At 50.6% G+C, this 18,941-nt stretch carries 17 protein-coding genes and 1 riboswitch; of the genes, 15 read left to right on the plus strand and 2 right to left on the minus strand.

Going from position 1 to position 18,941, the window contains the following annotated elements; genetic code table 11:
- The first annotated feature begins 10 nt into the window (after positions 1–10).
- The 15 genes from JFN91_RS06300 to JFN91_RS06370 all read left to right on the plus strand — a co-directional run bounded on the left by JFN91_RS06300 (position 11) and on the right by JFN91_RS06370 (position 16,620).
- Positions 11–1,204, plus strand: a complete 1,194-nt coding sequence (locus tag JFN91_RS06300) for a DegT/DnrJ/EryC1/StrS family aminotransferase (protein ID WP_199388332.1) — start codon at positions 11–13, stop codon at positions 1,202–1,204.
- Between the two features lie 40 nt (positions 1,205–1,244).
- Entirely contained in the window at positions 1,245–2,336 is a 1,092-nt protein-coding gene (locus JFN91_RS06305; protein WP_199388333.1) for an acyltransferase family protein, read from the plus strand.
- Positions 2,337–2,363: 27 nt separating this feature from the next.
- Entirely contained in the window at positions 2,364–3,194 is an 831-nt protein-coding gene (xrtA, locus tag JFN91_RS06310) for an exosortase A (protein ID WP_199388334.1), read from the plus strand.
- Positions 3,194–3,841, plus strand: a complete 648-nt coding sequence (locus JFN91_RS06315) for an exosortase C-terminal domain/associated protein EpsI (protein WP_199388335.1) — start codon at positions 3,194–3,196, stop codon at positions 3,839–3,841. The genes xrtA and JFN91_RS06315 overlap by 1 nt, the downstream gene beginning before the upstream one ends.
- Before the next feature lie 116 nt (positions 3,842–3,957).
- Positions 3,958–5,685: an ABC transporter ATP-binding protein gene (locus JFN91_RS06320; RefSeq protein WP_236014983.1), complete on the plus strand. Its 1,728-nt coding sequence runs from the start codon at positions 3,958–3,960 to the stop codon at positions 5,683–5,685.
- 28 nt (positions 5,686–5,713) lie between these two features.
- Positions 5,714–6,325, plus strand: coding sequence for an arsenate reductase/protein-tyrosine-phosphatase family protein (locus JFN91_RS06325; RefSeq protein ID WP_199388337.1), 612 nt, complete (start codon positions 5,714–5,716; stop codon positions 6,323–6,325).
- The gene (locus JFN91_RS06330; protein ID WP_199388338.1) at positions 6,318–7,610 is read left to right on the plus strand and encodes an O-antigen ligase family protein; all 1,293 of its coding nucleotides are present in this window, start codon (positions 6,318–6,320) and stop codon (positions 7,608–7,610) included. Before JFN91_RS06325 ends, JFN91_RS06330 begins: the two co-directional genes overlap by 8 nt.
- 83 nt (positions 7,611–7,693) lie before the next feature.
- The gene (locus JFN91_RS06335; protein ID WP_199388339.1) at positions 7,694–8,764 is read left to right on the plus strand and encodes a glycosyltransferase family 4 protein; all 1,071 of its coding nucleotides are present in this window, start codon (positions 7,694–7,696) and stop codon (positions 8,762–8,764) included.
- The gene (locus JFN91_RS06340; protein WP_199388340.1) at positions 8,745–9,779 is read left to right on the plus strand and encodes a polysaccharide deacetylase family protein; all 1,035 of its coding nucleotides are present in this window, start codon (positions 8,745–8,747) and stop codon (positions 9,777–9,779) included. Before JFN91_RS06335 ends, JFN91_RS06340 begins: the two co-directional genes overlap by 20 nt.
- A complete protein-coding gene (locus JFN91_RS06345) occupies positions 9,780–10,970 on the plus strand; it encodes a carboxylate--amine ligase (protein ID WP_199388341.1) in 1,191 nt (396 codons plus the stop codon).
- A gap of 5 nt (positions 10,971–10,975) precedes the next feature.
- Positions 10,976–12,091 (plus strand): glycosyltransferase, encoded by a 1,116-nt coding sequence (locus tag JFN91_RS22245; RefSeq protein ID WP_199388342.1) that lies wholly within the window; start codon positions 10,976–10,978, stop codon positions 12,089–12,091.
- 12 nt (positions 12,092–12,103) lie between these two features.
- Positions 12,104–13,489 carry a phenylacetate--CoA ligase family protein gene (locus tag JFN91_RS06355; RefSeq protein ID WP_199388343.1) on the plus strand — a complete coding sequence of 462 codons (1,386 nt, stop codon included), beginning with the start codon at positions 12,104–12,106 and terminating at the stop codon, positions 13,487–13,489.
- Positions 13,449–14,576, plus strand: a complete 1,128-nt coding sequence (locus JFN91_RS06360) for a CapA family protein (RefSeq protein ID WP_199388344.1) — start codon at positions 13,449–13,451, stop codon at positions 14,574–14,576. Before JFN91_RS06355 ends, JFN91_RS06360 begins: the two co-directional genes overlap by 41 nt.
- 49 nt (positions 14,577–14,625) lie before the next feature.
- Positions 14,626–15,663, plus strand: coding sequence for a glycosyltransferase family 4 protein (locus JFN91_RS06365; protein WP_199388345.1), 1,038 nt, complete (start codon positions 14,626–14,628; stop codon positions 15,661–15,663).
- Between the two features lie 3 nt (positions 15,664–15,666).
- On the plus strand, positions 15,667–16,620 hold the full coding sequence (locus tag JFN91_RS06370) for a glycosyltransferase (protein ID WP_199388346.1): 954 nt from the start codon (positions 15,667–15,669) through the stop codon (positions 16,618–16,620).
- Between the two features lie 31 nt (positions 16,621–16,651).
- Here JFN91_RS06370 and JFN91_RS06375 read toward each other — a convergent pair whose 3' ends face one another.
- Entirely contained in the window at positions 16,652–17,776 is a 1,125-nt protein-coding gene (locus JFN91_RS06375) for a hypothetical protein (RefSeq protein ID WP_199388347.1), read from the minus strand.
- 91 nt (positions 17,777–17,867) lie between these two features.
- Positions 17,868–17,942, minus strand: a riboswitch (cyclic di-GMP riboswitch).
- A 93-nt stretch (positions 17,943–18,035) separates the two neighbouring features.
- A partial coding sequence (locus JFN91_RS06380; RefSeq protein WP_236014985.1) for an Ig-like domain-containing protein occupies positions 18,036–18,941 on the minus strand: 906 nt, incomplete at its 5' end.

The following is an 18,941-nucleotide window of genomic DNA, read 5'->3' on the forward strand; positions in this document are numbered from 1 at the left end:
AGGAGAAGCGATGCGCATCGGCAGAACACTCCCCCCGGCGGCGGCGCCTTTGTCGTTGAAGGAGATCCTCTCCGGCCTGGCAGCACTCGTTCCCGGCACTGCCTCCCAGGAGAGGTTCCAGGCGGAGCTCAGGGAATACTACCGGGTGCCGCACGTCTTTCTACTTTCATCAGGGAAGGCGGCACTTGCGGTGATTCTTTTGGCACTGAAGGAACTGACCCCCGACCGTGACGAGGTGCTGGTTCCGGCCTACACGTGCTACTCGGTGCCGGCCGCAATCATCCGGGCCGGGCTCAAGGTGCGCCCCTGCGACATCGATCCGCAGACGCTTGATTTCGACTGGGACCGGGTCGAGGAGGCGATGGCGGGTGGGCGGCTTTTAGGCGCCGTCTCCACCCATCTCTTCGGACTGCCGGCCGACGTCGAACGGCTGAAGCAGATGGCGGCCGGGCATGGCGTGACGGTCATTGAGGACGCTGCCCAGGCCATGGGGGGGGAGGTCGGCTCAAGGAAGATCGGCACCATGGGAGATGTCGCACTGTTTAGCCTGGGTAGAGGCAAGGCGCTTTGCACCGTATCCGGCGGGATAATCCTTACCGGCAGCGACGAACTGGGTGGGGCCATCGAAGGGGTGGTGCGGACTCTTCCAGTGGAAGGCTGCCGCGAGACTTTGAAGAATATCTGCTACGCCTTGGCCTTGCTTGTGCTGGTCAGACCGTGTTTTTTCTGGCTACCGAAAGCCGTTCCTTTTTTGAAGCTGGGCGAAACCATCTTCGACGCCCGTTTCGAACTCAAGCGGCTTGGGGGCTTTCAGGCAGGCCTTTCCAAAGGCTGGCAGGAAAAGATAGTCGCGCTGCGTGAGGCACGTTCAAAGAGCGTCAGCGCAATGATAACAGCTGGTATCTGCGGGCCGGTTGTTTCAGGTCCTTGTGCCGCTAACATAATCAAATTTCCTGTTCTGATTAACGATTTTGATGCTCGAGATAGGCTGCTGTCGCAAAGCGAACTGCAGGGGCTCGGAATATCGGCGGTTTACCCCGGCACGGTGTCTAAAATTCCCGAACTTAACGGCAGGTGCGTCGGAACAGAGTTTCCTCACGCAGAATATGTAGCAAAAAGGATCGTGACATTACCGGTTAATCCTTACGTCACATCATCAGATATAAAACGGATATACGAACTTTGTAAACGGTATTCCGCTTAATCATTTGTTGATTGAAGCGCTGCCATGTTCTGAGGGCAATATGGAACATTCCGTTCCTGTCGGGACTCCAAGTAGCAGGTTTTTAATGCTTGACGCCTTGCGCGGCATAGCTGCTTTAGCCGTCGTCTTTCAGCATCTGTATGCGAATCTCAGCATAAATGTTGAAGACTGGTTTCCGGTCTCGGCGCATGTGGTCTTTACGCATGGATACTTGGGAGTTCCAGTATTCTTCGTGATCAGTGGGTTCGTCATCACGCATAGCGTCGACTGTCAAAAAATAAGCCCCGGCTATACCGGAAGATTTGCCTTGAGACGGGCGGTTCGCTTAGACCCTCCCTATTGGTTCACGATAGCTGTTTCATTGCTGCTGCTAAATTTAAAGGCATGCTCCGTTGGTCTTTCCAGCAACGAGGTTTGGCCTGATAAAAACAATATCCTGGCACATCTGTTCTATGCACAAGACCTTTTGCATTACAAACCGTTGTCTGCCGTGTATTGGACGTTGTGTTTGGAGATACAACTGTATCTGGCATATATATTGTTTAGTGGTATTGCTTTGTGGCTTACCAGGATATGTAAAGTCAATTACAATTACATTTATTTTACTGTGCATGTAGTTGTTGGCTTGTACTCGGCTGCAGCGTACTCGCAATTGGTGCCTACCGGCATTCATGGTCTTTTTATCCAGTATTATCACTTTTTTTTGCTGGGTGTTCTTTCATACATGGTGTTTGTTGATCAGAAGTTTTCACCATTGTTGTTTCTGTTTCTTGGCTATGAAGCACTGATACTTCTTGTATCTGACACAAACGCAAACGTTGTTGCCGGCTGTATGACTGCAGCACTCTGCTATTCGGCTATTAAACTGCGGAAGCTGCAAACTGGTTTCAACTTCAGACCGGTTCAATATTTGGGGTCTATTTCTTACAGCCTATACATAATTCATGCTGATATCGGTTGGAAAGCGATTTCGGTCGGAAAGCGTTTTCTGCCGTATAAAATTAATGTGCCTGGATTTTTACTGCTGTTTGCTGCCGGTCTATCCGTGTCACTTTTTGCTGCTCACCTCCTTTGGAAATTTATCGAGAGGCCGTCGAACCAGTTGTCTAAAATGCTTAAAAGAGCCGTCTAGACGGTCCATACAGAGTGAGAACCTGCCATGGCTTTAGGACATACGGACAAATACAAATTGTCGCTGCTGCTCACGCTGTGGTTCTTGGTCTTCTATCCCATACTGCCGGAGATGGTGCGGGAGTGGGCAGGACATTCCGACAACAACCATGGATTTTTGGTCCCATTGATAACGGTGTACCTCATCCGGCAGAAAAAGGACGAACTACTTTCCTTGCAGATTGATACTTCGAAGTGGGGTGCGGTGGTTCTCGTCGCGGGGTTGGTCATCTTTCTCTTGAGCTTTGCCGGCGGGGGGGGCTTCCCGGCGCGGGTCGCCATGGTGTTTTCACTTTTCGGCCTCCTCTGGTACTGCCTGGGGGGAGCATGGATGCGGTTGCTCGTTTTTCCGGTCCTGTTCCTGCTCTTTATGATCCCGGTGCCGGTCTCGGTTGTCGGCCTGGTTTCCATGCCGATGCAACTCATGGCCACCAAACTCTCCGCCCAGATCATTCAGCACCTTTCCATCCCGGTGTACCGCGAAGGGAATATGCTCTATTTCGTGGGCACCCAGTTGGAGGTTGCCGAGGCCTGCAGCGGGGTCCGTTCCATCATGTCGCTCACCATGCTGGGGACAATCTTCGCCTATATGTCCAGCACGGGGTGGGGCAGGCGCATCGCCCTTGTGCTTGCCGCCGTACCGATCGCGATGATCGCCAACATACTGAGGATCACCGGAACCGGCGTTTTGGCCAACTTCTTCGGGGACCGGGTCGCCCGCGGTTTTCTCCACGAGTTCTCCGGTCTGGTGGTTTTCGCCTTCGGCCTGGCCGCTCTCGGGCTTTTGTACACCCTGCTGAACACGAAAAAGGTGGCCTGATGCGAAACGCCAGTTTCATGACCGCGTTGATCCTGCTTCTCCTGACGGGCACAGCCAGCACCCTCATGACCTACCGTCCCGTCCCGGTGGTGGTTGCTACCAACCTGGAAAAGTTACCGATGGAGATCGACGGTTACCGAGCGGTCGAAGACACGTTTCCCGAGTCGGTGTACAAGGAGTTGAACGCCGACAAGCACCTTTATCGCCACTACCGCTCTGCCGACGGCAGCGTCATCGATCTCTACATCGGCTATTACGGTACGGCAAAGGGAGGAAGGACCGGCCACAACCCCTACGCCTGCCTTCCCGGTGCCGGGATAACGATTCTTGAGGCGAAGGACGCCTTCCTTGCGGTCAAACCGGGCGTGGCGCCGGTGAAGGTCAACTACATATTGGCGCGCAACGAGTTCAATATCATGATGCTGCACTGGTACCAGACCGCCGGTGACAAGGTGGTCTCCTCGGGGCTGCGTCAGAATTTGGAGCGCTTCCTTGGCAGGGTGATAGACAATCGCAATGACGGCGCCTTCGTTCGGGTAAGTGCCCTGGTGTCTGACAAACCCTTTCCAGCGGAGAAACAGCGGGTTGAAAAATTTGCTGCGAAAGTTCTAAATCTCTTGCCTCAACACTGGCCCATTGAACAGTGACTGAATGTAAGGATACGGCCCCGATGTTTTCAACCTGTCATAAAATATTGTCGTTGTTGACGAAGCACGACAGGACGTTACTGTGTTGGCTGATTCTGTCAATGGCGGTTGTTTCGTTGATAGACGTAGCCGGTGTAGCGTCTATTATGCCTTTCATGGCTGTTGTTGGTAATCCAGAAGTTATAAACAGCAATGATAAGCTTTTTAAGTTGTACAAGTTTACCGGAGCCAAGACGACCAACGATTTCCTGCTGATTCTAGGTGGACTGGTTTTTGTAGTGATAATATTCAGTAACTCAGTCAAAGCATTGGTGTTGAAATACCAGTTAAAATTCGTTCATTTTAGGCTTTATTCTGTTTCAAGAAGACTTTTATACTCATACCTTCTTCAACCTTATACTTTTTACATGAACCAGAATGCAGCAATCCTCTGCAAAAACATACTGCAAGAGGTATCATTATTCTGCCATCACGTGTTGATGCCGTTGACCCAAATACTTTCAAGGTTATTTGTTGTTGTTTTCATTGTAGGTTTCCTTTTCTTTATAGATCCAATTTTAGCTGTAATAATAACAACAACACTCGGCGGCTCCTATCTTGCTATATACCTTTTGTTTCAAAGCAGACTCGCAAAACTAGGCAGCGAAAGGTTCGCGGCGAATGTCATAAGATCCAAAGTGGTTACAGAGGTTTTCGGGGCGATAAAAGAGCTCAAGGTGCTGAACCGTGAGCGGGCATTTTTCGACGTTTTTTCGGCCAATGCCTACAAGATCGAAAACAACATGGCCACCAGCAACCTGGTCTCGAATCTGCCAAGCTACATCATGGAATGTCTGACGTTTGGCGGAATCCTGATAATCGTCCTTTATTTCCTTTTGGTTAAACAAAGTCTCGGCAATACCCTTGCCGTCATTGCTCTTTATGCCTTTTCCGGCTACCGGCTCATGCCGGCGCTGCAGGGCGTATTTTCAGCAGTCACGCTGCTGCGTTTCAACGTGGCGGTGGTTGATTCACTCCAGGAGAGTCTCTGTGGTGTTGCGGACGTACCCTGTGAGTGGAATACCTCTGAAGTAAATGCTCTTCCCTTCGAGAGGAAGATACAGTTGTCTTCCGTCTTTTTCACCTATCCCTCCGCTGAGTGCCCTACGATCCAGGATCTGTCTCTCACTATCGAGAAAAACCAGAGCATCGGGTTGATGGGGCCAACAGGGGCTGGGAAATCTACCTTAGTCGATCTTATTCTGGGATTGTTGCCGCCGGAAAAGGGCCTTTTTACCGTGGACGATATCGCGGTCACTCCGGGAAACAGGCTTATGTGGCAAAGAAACATCGGCTTTGTGTCCCAATCCGTGTTCCTTTCCGATGATTCTCTTGCCGCCAACATAGCGTTGGGCGTCCCCCGCGAAGACATCGACTACCGGGCCGTTGAAATCGCCGCCAGGACTGCAAATCTGCACGATTTCGTCATTTCTGATCTCCCTGAGGGGTATGAGACGGTAATCGGTGAGCGGGGAATACGCTTAAGTGGTGGGCAGCGTCAGCGGATCGGCATTGCTCGTGCACTGTATCACGATCCTCCGGTTCTTGTCATGGATGAAGCGACAAGTGCCTTGGACGGGATAACTGAGGAGGCAGTCATTCAAGCTATCCGTAACCTTGCCGGGAGAAAAACCATCATCACTATAGCTCACAGGCTGACGACCCTGAGAGACTGCGACGTCATATTCGTCATTGACAAAGGGCGCATTGTCGAGTCAGGCACCTACGAGGAACTTCGAGCGGGGTCTGCTATTTTCAATGCAATGGCCAAGTCCGACGTGCAAGGTTTTAGAAATACGTTGTGAATTCTATGGTAATGCGTTGGGGAACTACATGTTCAGGCTTCCAAACATATCAAACCCGCAACGGGTGCCTAAGATAAAGCGTCTTTTGCGTCGGTCCGCCTTGAGCCTGAAGGATTTCGCCAGGTACCATGTTAATCGGAAGATGCCTCACTTAGGCAAGATGGAGCACATCGTGTTCGTTTGCCAAGGAAACGTCTGCCGGAGCGCGTTTGCAGAGTACTACCTCAAGTCCGTCATATCTAACATGTCTAACATGTCCATCTTGGTTGAATCCTGCGGCCTGGACGTCACGCGGGAGACCCTTTCTCCTCCTGATGCTGTCCAGGTTGCCAAGTTCTTTGGTGTGGACCTGAAAACACACCGTTCCAAAGGAATCCTGTCGACTGGAATACAAACTGCGGACATGGTCATAGCCATGGAATATCAGCACGTTGTCAGGCTTAGAAACATGTTTCCCGAACTTGCCCAAAAGATATATTTGTTGTCAGCTTTTGCACCTTTGCCGTATCGGCTGACCTGCAATATCTATGACCCTTTTGGGTTGGGTGAGGCTGAATTGGCCAGTTGCTTTTCGCAGGTGGCGAGGGCGGTGGACAGTCTGAACAGGCAACTCATAATGAAAGGCAAAGGATATGAGTAAGTTATACTTCATCCGGATGAAGGATATATGGCAATCAGTATCTGCCCAGGATACTTTGTTCTGGTTGGCTAACATATATCTCTTTCTCGAATATGTGCGCCCACAGACGCTTTACCCTTCGATTGCGGTGATCCCTTTTGCAAGGATAACAATCGCTTTAGGTATGCTTTTTCTTTTACTCGGCAACCTTAACAGGTTCGTAAAAAATCCGGTAAACAAGTTAATGATTATGATGTTATTGGTAATATTGATTTCATCAGCCAACGCTCTATCACCAGGCATTGCTTTTAGCAAAGTTTCCGATTTCATCTCATGGATATTTATTTATTTCATAATTGTCAATGCCATTAATACAGAGGACAGGTTTCTGATTTTCATGCTGGCATTTTTGCTCTACAGTTTCAAGATGTCCCAGTTTTCCTTTCTAAACTGGGTGGCGACCGGTTTCAGTTTCCGCAGAGAGGGAACGGGGGGCGGACCCGGATGGTTCAACAACTCCGGTGAATTCGGCATACAGATGTGTATATTTTTGCCGCTTGCGTCATGCTTTTATTATGCACTGCACCAATACTGGTCAAGGCTGAAAAAAGGGTTTTTTCTGCTTTTCCCGCTTACAGCGCTTACGGGGGCGATCTCCTGTTCCTCTCGTGGTGCTTTAGTCGGAGTGGTCAGCATTCTTTTGTTCATGCTGTTCAAGACAAAAAATAAACTCAAAGTGTTATTTATTGTAATAACAACGATTTGCCTCGTGTACGTTTTGCTGCCAGACAAACAAAAAGAGAGACTCGTCGCCTCAGGTCAAGACAACACTTCTGTCAGCCGGTTGCAGCTATGGGGGGTAGGTCTTGATATGGTACGACGCCATCCAGTACTGGGAGTGGGCTACAGGAATTGGGGAGTTGCACAGACCGAGGTTTACGGAGTGCAGAATCAATTGTTGCCGCACAACGTGTTCATAGAGTGTGCGGCCGAACTTGGCCTCTCCGGGTTTCTCTGCTTTGTCCTCTTAATCGGCTACACCTTTTACAATAACTACCAAAGCAGAAAATTGCTCGGTTCCTCCGCGGACGGGAGATTTTTATCCCTGATGGCCGATGGTCTCGATGCAGCTTTAGTCGGATATCTTGTCAGCGGTTTCTTTGTCACGGTACTTTACTACCCCTACTTCTGGATCAACTTGTCAATGACCGTGGCGCTGAGGAATGTAGCAGTATCCAGAGTCGAAACGGTGCCGGTCGTCGCTCACGATGCAGGGGTGTCGCTGCAGCAGGCGGGGGCGCGATGAGACCCTCAGGCATATTGATTTATTATCACTGTAAGTCAAATACGGGCTACGCCATAAGCCGACATGAACCGGATTTTTTGACCATGGCGGAGCAGTTGACGGGGGACCTGAGTCGTGTTCATGTCGGGTACACAAGCCTTGATGGCGGGTTTCCAACATACTTGCCTCACTCATTCGGCAACGTAATAAAGTTTGATCCTAGCGATGTTCGGGATCTAGGTACTATTCACCAGTACATTAAACAAAACAACATAGAAATTGCCTTTGGATTTGACCAGCCTGTCGAGTCCATGTCCTATAAAGTTATGAAAAGAGCAGGAGTAAAATTGATAATAGCTTATTGGGGCGCGCCAATGAGCAGTATCAATCGTGGTGTGAAACTGATGTTGAAGCGCCTTCAGGTCCGTCTTACGCGCTACAAGCCTGACCATTACATCTTCCAGTCGAAAGCCATGGCTGATTCTGCTGTGTTCGGCAGAGGTATCAGTGCTGAAAACGTGAGTGTTATTCACAACGCGGTCGACACCAACGTTTACAAGCCGGATGTGCATCTATGGAATTATGCCTACCATCGCTTCAAGATTCCCACTGATCGCAAAATATTATTTTATTCAGGGCATATGGAGGAACGAAAAGGTGTTCAAGTAATTATCAAATGCGCCAAAGAACTGGTTGAAGCGAGAAACAGAAAGGATGTTCATTTTCTCATCCTCGGCAATGTCAGCGGGCAGGAGAAACGGTTTGAATCGCTGTACCTTGGAACCAAGGCGGAAGGTTTCATAACCTTTGGTGGTTACCGTAACGACGTGAGTCACATCCATTCGTCCTGTTACGCGGGTGTTATAGCATCGACGGGATGGGATTCCTTCACCATGTCTTCTATGGAAATGGCTTCCTCCGGACTGCCGCTTGTCGTTTCAGATTTGCAGGGTCTGAAGGAAACAGTCGAACCTGGAAGCACCGGCTTTCTCGTCACGCCTGGTGATCACATGGCCCTGGCAGATAAGATCGAAGTTTTGCTTGATGACAAGGAATTGCGCGACCGGATGGGGAGGGCCGCCCGGCAGAGGGTCGTGGAGAGCTTTTCGCTGGAACAGCATATCAGCAAACTGACTGATACGGTGAAGAGGCTGTATGCAGAAGCCATCGTTTGATTCTGTAAAATGCGTGGGCAAGCAGATCGTATCGGATTTTCTTTCGAAGTCGGGCATGCTTTACCTTCTGGAGCGCATGCGCCTTAAGGAAAGCGCCCTGGTGCTCATGTATCATCGTGTGCTTGATCGTGACACCAACGATGGGGAGGTGCATCCAGGCATGTACGTTAATGTCGGCACCTTTGATATGCATGTCCGATATCTAAAGAATAACTTTCACGTATTGTTTCTCGATGAGTTGGTTGCCAAACTTCTGAGAAATGAAAGTGTTGCCAACTGCTGTGCGGTCACGTTTGATGATGGATGGCTTGACAACTACACACACGCGCTACCTGTGCTAGAGAGACACAGGGCCCCCGCCACGATTTTTCTGGCCACCGGCTTTATCGGTACCTATTCGATCTTCTGGCCGGAAGAACTTTGGTACCATCTCAAGCGGTTGTCCGGGAAGAAGGTGAGCCGTGACGAAATGCCGCCCTCACTTGCCGCTTGGTTTTATGATTTCGGAGCAAGCGGTGCCGCCTTTGACGACAGCTTCTGTGCGGGGTTCATCGAGCATATGAAGCTGGCTCCGGAGCAAATACGAAAGGATACTCTTGCCGATTTTCGACGGATGCTGGGACCATGTGATGCGGGCAGGTTGATGCTGAATTGGGAAGAGGTCGATGCAATGGGTAAAACTGGACTGGTGAGATTCGGTGCTCACTCTGTCAACCACCGGATCCTTGACTCAATAGATGCGATTCACGCAGCGGAAGAAATTGCCGGTTCAGGTTCGGCTTTACGCGCCAAGTGCTGCTGTGTTTCGAACATTTTCGCCTTTCCCAATGGCAACAACAATGTGCGGCTGCAGGATGTTGTTGCCACAAGCGGTTACAGCGCGGCTGTAACTACAACAAGGGGCTTTGTGACCTCGGCGACCAACCCGTTTGCCATACCCAGAGTTGCCATACACCAGGATGTCACCAGCACAATTCCCAGGTTTCGGTCGAGATTGTTATTGGGGAAGTTTTAAATGAATATATTAGTTACTGATGGGGAAAACAGAGCCGCACTTGCCGTCACGAGATCGCTTGGCAGGCTCGGGCACGCAGTTTATGTAAGTGGGAAAAGCAACTGCAATCTCTCTGCCGCCTCGAAATTCTGCCACAAGGCACTATGCACTCCAAGCCCCCTTTATGGAATGACCTCCTACACTGACGTGATTCTGGAAATAATTAATAACAACAAGATAGCAGTAGTTTTCCCAATAACTGAAGAATCAACATATTGCATCAATAATATAAGAGGTCAAGTCGGCGGAAATGTCATCATCGCCTCTCCAATGAACAGCCAGATAGAGGCGATAAGAAACAAGTATGAGCTGTACAAGCTTGCGGATCGATTGGGAGTAGACATTCCGCTCACCGTCTACGTCGATGGGGCCGGGCATATAGATGAAGCAGTAGAAAAACTGCCATCTTTTCCGGTCGTGGTAAAACCCGCGTTTTCAAAAACTGTGGACGGAGACACAGTCCTTGCCGCAGGCGTGGCATACGCCGACGACAAAGATCAGCTCATGGAGCTTTATTCCACTAACCCCGCGCTTAAATTTCCGTCAGTGATCCAGGAAAGGATTCAGGGGGAGGGGAGCGGCTTGTTCACCCTGTTTTCCAGGGACCATCATCTCGCCTTGTTTTCCCATCGCAGGCTGCTTGAGAAGCCCCCATCTGGCGGGGTGAGCGTGCTTTGCGAAAGCATACCCCTGGATGGCGTGATGGTTGACGCAGCAAGCAAGCTGTTAACCTCGGTAGGGTGGACGGGCGTTGCCATGGTTGAGTTTAAGAGGGACCGCAGGGACGGCAAACCCAAACTGATGGAAATCAACGGCCGGTTCTGGGGATCGCTGCAATTAGCCATCGCCTCCGGTGTCGATTTCCCCGCTCTTTGTCTTGAGTACTACCTCCATAAAAATGGTCTGAACCCTTCAGCCATGTACAAGACTGGCCACAAGTTGAAGTGGTTTTTAGGCCTATTGGATCACTTGATCATCAGGCTTAAAAACAGGAACCTTTTCCATGACGCGACCCTGCCGTCATATGGATACGTACTGCATGAACTTTTCAACGTGTGGGGTAAGGACCGGTCGTCAGACGTCTTTGCCTTGGACGATCTTGGCCCAATCATGGCTGAAACCAGAGCATACGTCCGCAGCCTGTTGAGGTGAAACCTGTGATTAACATACTACATACCATAGATACGACGGGTCCGGGCGGAGCGGAGACGGTTTTCCTCGATCTCGTCAAAAGACTCGATGCAAAGCAATTCCGCAGTTTCGTCGCGATACGGGGGGCGGGTTGGGTCAACGATGAGTTGCTTAAATTAGGAGTGTCCCCAATATATATTAACTCCAAAGGTTCCCTGAGTTTCTCTTACCTCTGGCAACTGGTCCGGTGCATACGTGAGTACAAGATAGACGTTGTACAGTCCCACCTGCTGGGGACTAACCTATATTCGAGTCTGGCTGGCTTGCTGTGCCGTGTTCCGGTAGTGGCGACTTTTCACGGTTTTGTAGATGTCCAGTCCAACGAGCGCTTTGCACGGGTCAAATTATTTATCATCAACAACGGAGCTTCTTTTTTGGTCTACGTTTCCGACAACCTGAGAGCCTTTTATATTGATCGGAAGGGATTCCGACGTGAGAAATCAGTGACCATATATAACGGTGTCGACACTTCGAGGTACTGCCCATGCATCGACAGCAGTGTCAGAACTTCAATCGGTTTATCCGCAGATGACGTTCTGGTCGGGTCGGTCGGCAACATCCGAACTGCTAAAGGGTATGAGTACCTGCTGAATGCCGCAAGAAGGGTGGTCGATAGTAACCCCAGATTCTATTTCGCAGTAGCCGGGGGCGGAGGGGGAGGACTAAGGGACAAACTGCTTCAGCTTAGAAAGGACCTGATGCTTGAAAAAAACTTCTTCTTCTTGGACTACCAACCGGATGTAGCTACCTTTTTGAATAATCTGGACATCTTCGTGTTGCCGTCGGTTACAGAAGGCTTTTCCATATCAACTCTCGAAGCAATGGCGTGCGGGGTCCCAGTCATAGCGACTCGGAGCGGGGGGCCGGAAGAAATCATCCACGATGGTGAAACTGGATTTCTCGTGGATCCCTGTGATGCGCAGGCCCTGGCAACTGCAATCGTTGACGTTTATGGCGCCGGCTCCAAGGCCAGAACCTGTGCTGCGAACGCGTTGGATGTCGCTAAGTCAACATTTTCATCTGCCACCATGATGCAAAAGTACCAGCATCTTTATCGCACTGTTCTCGGTGCGTCTTGCTGAGCTGAGGAGCTTATGTTAGAGGCCATCTATAACGGTTCACCTGTATGGTTGCAGCACGTTCTCGTTTCAGCGGCTGGGCTGCGCCTGCATTTGCAACGCAAAGGAGGCGGGTACCAACGCTATCTGGCACAAGCTTTGGAGGCCGAGAAACTCACTGCTGTGCTTTTAGAGGAGCTGCAGCTTAGACTGCTGAGGGACCTGGTAGGTTATTGCCTGCACGCAGTCCCTTTTTACCGAGACTGGAATTCAAGAAACCACCTCAACCCCGCTGATCTGAAACACGTCCGGGATATAGCATGCCTGCCTATCATCGACAAGGACGCTATAAGGACCGACCCCGAAATCTACTGCGCGAACGGATCTCTGAAAAAGCGGGGGACGTTCCAGTTGCATACAAGCGGCACCACTGGAAAGCCCCTGACCATTTTTTGCGACGCAGAGTCCCGTCGCCGCCATTATGCCTACTGGGAACGGTTTCTCAAATGGTACGGTGTTGGAAGCAACTCACGCCGAGCGACATTCTGTGGCAGGCTGGTCGTCCCTCAAATGCACAACACCGCCCCATTTTGGCGTCACGACCCGGTTCAGAATAATCTGCTATTTTCTTCTTATCACATCTGCGATGCAAATATTCCCTTTTACCTCGAGAGATTGCGCCGTTACCAGCCGGCATACCTTGATGGCTATCCCTCGACAATTGCGGTGATTGCTCGGTATATTCTAGAGCACGGTCTACCTCCGTTACCAAGCCTTCATGCAGTGTTCACGTCCGCCGAAACCCTGTTGCCTGACCAACGGTCTGCAATGGAAGAGGCATTTAAGGTTCCAGTGGCTGACCAGTATGGCTGTACCGAAATGGCCATCTTCGTCAGCCAATGTCCTTACGGCTCATATCACCTCAATTCGGACTACAGTCTGCTCGAAGTTTTGGATTCCCAAGGTGAGGCAGCGCCATCTGGCCAGCTTGGTGAAGTTGTTTGCACCGTCTTTGTCAATAAAATAATGCCTCTGCTGCGGTACCGCCTGGGGGACCTAGTGACAGCTCCCGAACCATCCTCCTGTGGATGTGGTCTGCATTTCCCCGTGATCGAGCAAATTTTCGGCAGGAAAGACGATGCCATTCGTACGCTCGACGGGCGCATCGTTGGCCGGATGGATCCCCTTTTTAAAGGGCTGAGCAATATCATAGAAACACAAGTTGTCCAAACACAGAAAGACACTTTGCTTGTCCGCCTTGTGCCGGCGAAGAATTTTTGTGCAAAGGACGAGGATAAACTGCTCCTGGCGCTTAAGGCGAGGGTGGGGGGGCAATTATCCATCAAAATTGAGAAAGTAGATGCAATTCCAAGAGAGCCCAATGGAAAGTTCAGAGCCGTCATCTCCCATGTACGCGACTAAGCCGGGCACAACGGGGCGAACCGTAACACTCATGGCAGCGGGTGACCTTTGCCCTGCTGATCACTACTTCACGCTTGGGCACGGTTTTGCCGATCCAGCAAGAGTCGAAGAAGGGTTAGGGGCTCTTGCGCCCTTGTTACAGCGCGCGGATATTGCAATAGCCAATTTAGAATGCCCTCTAACCAAGGGCACCGTAGCCAGGGAAATATATGAACAAAAAGCTTTTCTTGGGTCGCCAGCCGCTGCTCCCATTATCAAGAGGGTGGGGGTGGGGGTGCTGCATGTTGCAAACAACCATGTCCTCCAGCATGGAAGAGCTGCTTTTGAGGAAACGTTGGACAATCTGTTAAAGGCGGGGATACAGCCAGTCGGACACTCGGTTGAAGGACAGGCCATAAACCCTTCGTTTCACAATATTGCAAATTTGCACCTTGGCTTCATCGCCGTATCTCTTGTTCCCGATAGACGGCATAACACGGTCGAGCTCACCTACGACAAACCAGAAGTGGCACAGCTTGCAGATTGTGTGAGCAGCGTTGCTGCGACCGTGGATCATTTGATCGTATCCATTCACTGGGGGGCCGAAGGACCATCCATTCCATCATCTGCAGAAATTAGCCTAGGACGTCATTTGATAGAAAGCGGGGCCAGTGTCATCCTTGGCCATCATTCTCATGTCGTCAGGCCGGTAGAACGCTGGGAAAACGGCCTTATTTTCTACAGTTTGGGGAACCTCCTTTTCGACCTTGAATGGTCACCGCAATATTCACTCGGGGTGGTTGCCGAAATCCGGTTGGGGCCCAAGGGAAGTAGGGCCAGTTGGGATCTGCATTTCTGCAGATGCAGAGGTGGAAAGATACACGTGCTGAATTCGGCAGATAACAAGGCCGCAGTTGAGCGGTTGGATGAGCTGAAAAAGTTCATGGACGCTGAGTCCCTAGAGGGTATTGACGCTGCTCACGATCGGGCTGAACGCAATCTCGAAAAGGAATTTCAGATCAGGAAAACAGGTTTTTTCGTACGCAATTTTTTTAAGGGGAATACGAGAGCAAAGGCGAGCTTCTTATTTCACAAACTTTTAGGCTGAGGTTCCCATGAGGGTCGTTCATACTTTGCACTATTGCAATGGTGGTATCTTGAAATTTGTCGACTCGCTGATTCAAAACTTCAGCCGGGGAAGCGAGCATCACGTGCTTATTCTCAATTCATGTGATCAGAACGACACCATGATTGAATGTGCTGCGTCAGTCACCAATTTTGCTTTCGACATCAGCCCGCTGTCATCTATTTCAGGATTCAAACGGAAACTAAATGATCTAAAACCCGAACTGCTTCATTCACACAGTTTTTTTCCGGGCATCCTGAGCAGACATTTTCTGCCAGATGAAGTCCATGTCGCAACGATCCATAACGAATATCCTCATTTCAAACCAAGAACGCTACGGGAGCAACTTAAGCTGTATCTGGAATACCGGTCCTTAAATAAATACTGCAGTTCGGTGGTTTGCGTATCCAGTACCGTACGTGGGCTTGTCGACGCCGCTATGCCTGGGTTGCCTACGGTGACTATAAATAATGGAGTGCCCATAGCTGCTTTAGATTGCCCACCAAAGGAAAACGTGTCAGCTACAGCGAACATTCTCAGCCTTGGGCGTCTAGATTATCAAAAGGGGTATGATGTCCTGCTGGAAGCCTTTGCATTTGTGCTGCGAAAAGGGGTGAAAGCCAACCTACGCATAGTCGGAGAAGGAGGTCTTAGGGGCGTCTTGCAGGATAAGGCTCGTGTGCTCGGAATTTCAGATTTTGTGTCTCTGCCGGGTTTTTCTTCTTCTCCAACGGTCGAATTCCGAAAAGCTGACATTTTCGTTTGTTCTTCACGCTTTGAAGGTCTGTCACTTGCTACAGCAGAGGCGATGTCACATGCACTGCCCTTGGTCACAACGAATGTTGGCGGAATTGTACCGATGGTCCGGGATGGTCTTGACGCGCTGATAGTTCCTAAGGAGGATCCAAAAGCATTGGCCGCCGCCATTTGCAAGCTGGTTGAAGAACCGCATCTTAGAAAGAGTATCGGCGCAGCGGGGCGGAAAGTTGCCGAGAGGTCCTTGAGCATTGAAAATACTGCTGCCGAATACGAGAATCTCTATAAAAGGCTTTTGAGTGAGGTTCACTAGGGTATGGAGCTTCTTCCTGCTGTTTCAGTAATTATCCCCGCACGTAATGCTTCCAAGTATTTACGGCAATGCCTTTCCTCTATAGCCAGCGTTGAGTACCCACGCCACCTGGTGGAAGTCATCGTAGCGGATAATGGCTCCACTGACGATACTGCCGAAATCGCCACGCAATTCGGTGCTGCTGTCGTCGATGCTTCTGGGCTGAAGGTCGGCGCTGTCAGAAATCTTGGAGCTGCACATGCCCGAGGTGATGTCTTGGCTTTTACCGATTCGGACATCGTTGTCGGCACCACGTGGATCGTAAGTGCAGTGGAAGCGCTTGGCGTTGTTGGTGTCGGTGCTGTCGGCGGTGTATGCCGAGCTCCGGAGACGGGTACGTGGGTGGAAAAGGCCTGGACGACCTGTTCTTGCGACTCCATGAGAAAGACGAACTGTCTGGCAGGCAGCAATTTCGTCATAGGTCGCGAGCTGTTCAAAAAACTCGGGGGATTTGATGAAACCATAGTCGTAGCAGAAGATGATGATCTTTCCAGGAAGATTATTTCGCAGGAGCTGATTTTGCTGAACGTTCCTGGATGTGCCGTGACCCACTTGGGCTATCCGGCCACCCTCGGGGCTCTAGCAATGAGGCAGGTATTATTTGGTGGTACCGTAGTGCCTTGCCCTCTAGCACTTTTCGAGGCTATGACTCTACTTGCTGTGACGTTTTATCTTTCTCTGATTGTTCTCTTAGTCGCTTTAGTCACCGGGCAGTATGGGAAATGCTTGATCTCGCTGATGATGTTATTTTTGGTTCCGCTCATTGTAGCAGCAAAAAAAGCCACAAAGGGGAATGAATTTTATAATAATATTTACCATCTATGCATGCTTTGGCCGATCTACTTCTTCTATTTTCTAGGCAAAAGCTTAAGATTCACAAAATATGCAGTAGAAAAAAGCAAAGCCTTGGTTAATTGACAACACCAAGGCTTTGCCTTAAAGCTTCGTCTCATTTTACGATAGTGGTAGGTTTTAGGTTAGAGGGAGGTGGCACGGAGTCTCCGAAGTTCACCAAGACTCCATTTGATGGAGTTTGATTCGCGTCGATGACGTAAAGGTATCCGCTGCCAGTGCTCGCAATGCCTCCCTGATTTGCCGTAAAGGTTATGGACGTACTTGACCATGCAACAGGAATCTGAATTACGCAACTACCCCTGGAGTCCCATGTTGAACCCGAGCACACCTCAATTCTGGCAGGAGTATTGTCTATGTAGTAGTCATCGAACCAAAAGTAGTAGCCGTTAGTGTTCCCATAACTATCATTGCCATCAAATGGAGACATAACATAGTCAATGCTGCTGTTAGGTTCATTAGCAGTCCTCGTAATTTTGTTTATTAAATCAACGTTCTTTTTGCTGTTCACCCACTGTTCGTACGCACCATTTGCCGTGCCAGCCGGATTGGAAAGCTTATAATGGTATTCGACCCTGTTCCATACTTTGGTATTTTGACCTGCTACTACACTTTGTGCGTAAGTAGTCCCTGTATCTGTTACAAACCCCCGGTCAGTGCCAGTTACGGTTCCTGCTGAGTTTGGGCGGATCGTTTCATAAAATTTCGGGACACCTGAATAAGATGGATTAGATCCACCACGAGTCCATTTAAATATGAATGGTGCAGTCTCTGTTCCCGTATAATGGGTCCAGTAAGCTTGGTATGTCACATAGAGCTCCAATGTTCCAGGTGGCAGATTGGTGCCTATCCTTGGAAACATCGAGTTTTTGCCCGTGGTATAATCCATCTTTGCGCTCTTAGAACCGTTATTTCCAAAAAAATTGTCTGTCTTTATGTAGGCCTTGGCCCCATCCCCCCCCAGATTGTCGTAACCGGCATTAACCACCATATCTGCGCCATCAGGATACGACTCGAAATTATCCCATTTTATGGGGGCTGCAGGTGACTTTGTCCCAAAGCCACTTCCCGTTATCGTCACATTTTTGCCGTGGCTTAGTACGCTGTCCACACTCGAAATGAAAGGTGGTGCCAAGGCCGCAAGGCCAGCGGCAGGAATCATGAGCACGGCGCACATCATTATAAAAATACTACTTCTCCCATTCGCTCTTGTTTTTGACATTGTGAGCTCCTTAAACTGGGTTCGTTGTCATTCACGATTTTGTTCGTACGTTTCAACAAAAAAAGCCGGGGCCGCAACCTCTTCGTGGTCTTTCGGCATCCCGGCTGTCTCGGTGAGACCCTAGGCTTTCCGTCCCATCCTCACGGATGGTTTGGTTTTTTCGATTACCTGGTTCTATGTCATACTGCGGCAAATCCTGCACGGATACTGTGATTGCAAACACAGTAACCGCTGTTACACCCCCGGCTCCATCCGCTCACTATTTTCTGTTCTTCACCGTTACATACACGTTGGATGACTGCTTCTTGTTTCCTGCCGCATCGTACGCTATCGCGGTGACTACGTAGGTGCTGTTCGATACTTTCGTGGTGTCCCAGGCGTAGCTGTAGGGCGCGCTGCCAAGACTGGTCAGGAACCTGCCCCCTACGTAGAACTCGACCTTGGTGACTCCGACGTTGTCGCTGGCACTCGCTTTGATGGTCACCACTCCGCTCACGGTGGTCCTGTTGGCCGGAGAGGTTACGGAAACCGTGGGTGCTATGGTGTCCTTCACCGGATTGGCCACGTTCACCGTCGAGCTCTGGGAAACCCCGACGTTGCCGGCTGCGTCGTACCCCTTCACGGTCAGGGTGTAACTGCCGTTGGCTACCTGGGTGGTGTCCCAACTGTAGGCGTACGGTGCCGCCGTATCGGTGCCGACCAGGGCCCCGTTGCGGTAGAACTCGACTTTGGTGACGGCGACGTTGTCGGAGGCGGCGGCGGTTACCGTGACCGTCCCGCTCACGCTGGAACCGCTGGCCGGCGAGGAGACGGAGACCACCGGGGCGGTCGTGTCGGGTACGGGGTTGGACACGGTCACCGTCGAACTCTGGGAGACGCCGACGTTGCCGGCTGCGTCGTACCCTTTCACGGAGAGGGTGTAGCTGCCGTTGGCGACCTGGGTGGTGTTCCAGCTGTAGGCGTACGGCGCCGCGGTGCTCGTACCGACCAGTACTCCGTTGCGGTAGAACTCCACCTTGGTGACGGCGACGTTGTCGGAGGCGGCGGCGGTTACCGTGACCGTCCCGCTGACGCTGGAACCGCTGGCGGGCGAGGAGACGGAGACCACCGGGGCGGTCGTGTCGGGTACGGGGTTGGACACGGTCACCGTCGAACTCTGGGAGAC

Source organism: Geomonas anaerohicana (assembly GCF_016458305.1).
In the GTDB taxonomy this organism is placed as follows: domain Bacteria; phylum Desulfobacterota; class Desulfuromonadia; order Geobacterales; family Geobacteraceae; genus Geomonas; species Geomonas anaerohicana.

Excerpts from the sequence above, each read along its gene's own strand:
- JFN91_RS06355 (WP_199388343.1), top strand. The coding sequence starts at position 12,104 with ATGTTAGAGGCCATCTATAACGGTTCACCTGTATGGTTGCAGCACGTT.
- JFN91_RS06335 (WP_199388339.1), top strand. The coding sequence starts at position 7,694 with ATGGCGGAGCAGTTGACGGGGGACCTGAGTCGTGTTCATGTCGGGTAC.
- JFN91_RS06340 (WP_199388340.1), top strand. The coding sequence starts at position 8,745 with ATGCAGAAGCCATCGTTTGATTCTGTAAAATGCGTGGGCAAGCAGATC.
- JFN91_RS06330 (WP_199388338.1), top strand. The coding sequence starts at position 6,318 with ATGAGTAAGTTATACTTCATCCGGATGAAGGATATATGGCAATCAGTA.
- JFN91_RS06375 (WP_199388347.1), bottom strand. The coding sequence starts at position 17,776 with ATGTCAAAAACAAGAGCGAATGGGAGAAGTAGTATTTTTATAATGATG.
- JFN91_RS06360 (WP_199388344.1), top strand. The coding sequence starts at position 13,449 with ATGGAAAGTTCAGAGCCGTCATCTCCCATGTACGCGACTAAGCCGGGC.
- JFN91_RS06325 (WP_199388337.1), top strand. The coding sequence starts at position 5,714 with ATGTTCAGGCTTCCAAACATATCAAACCCGCAACGGGTGCCTAAGATA.
- JFN91_RS06300 (WP_199388332.1), top strand. The coding sequence starts at position 11 with ATGCGCATCGGCAGAACACTCCCCCCGGCGGCGGCGCCTTTGTCGTTG.
- JFN91_RS06305 (WP_199388333.1), top strand. The coding sequence starts at position 1,245 with ATGGAACATTCCGTTCCTGTCGGGACTCCAAGTAGCAGGTTTTTAATG.
- JFN91_RS06370 (WP_199388346.1), top strand. The coding sequence starts at position 15,667 with ATGGAGCTTCTTCCTGCTGTTTCAGTAATTATCCCCGCACGTAATGCT.
- JFN91_RS06345 (WP_199388341.1), top strand. The coding sequence starts at position 9,780 with ATGAATATATTAGTTACTGATGGGGAAAACAGAGCCGCACTTGCCGTC.
- JFN91_RS06315 (WP_199388335.1), top strand. The coding sequence starts at position 3,194 with ATGCGAAACGCCAGTTTCATGACCGCGTTGATCCTGCTTCTCCTGACG.
- xrtA (WP_199388334.1), top strand. The coding sequence starts at position 2,364 with ATGGCTTTAGGACATACGGACAAATACAAATTGTCGCTGCTGCTCACG.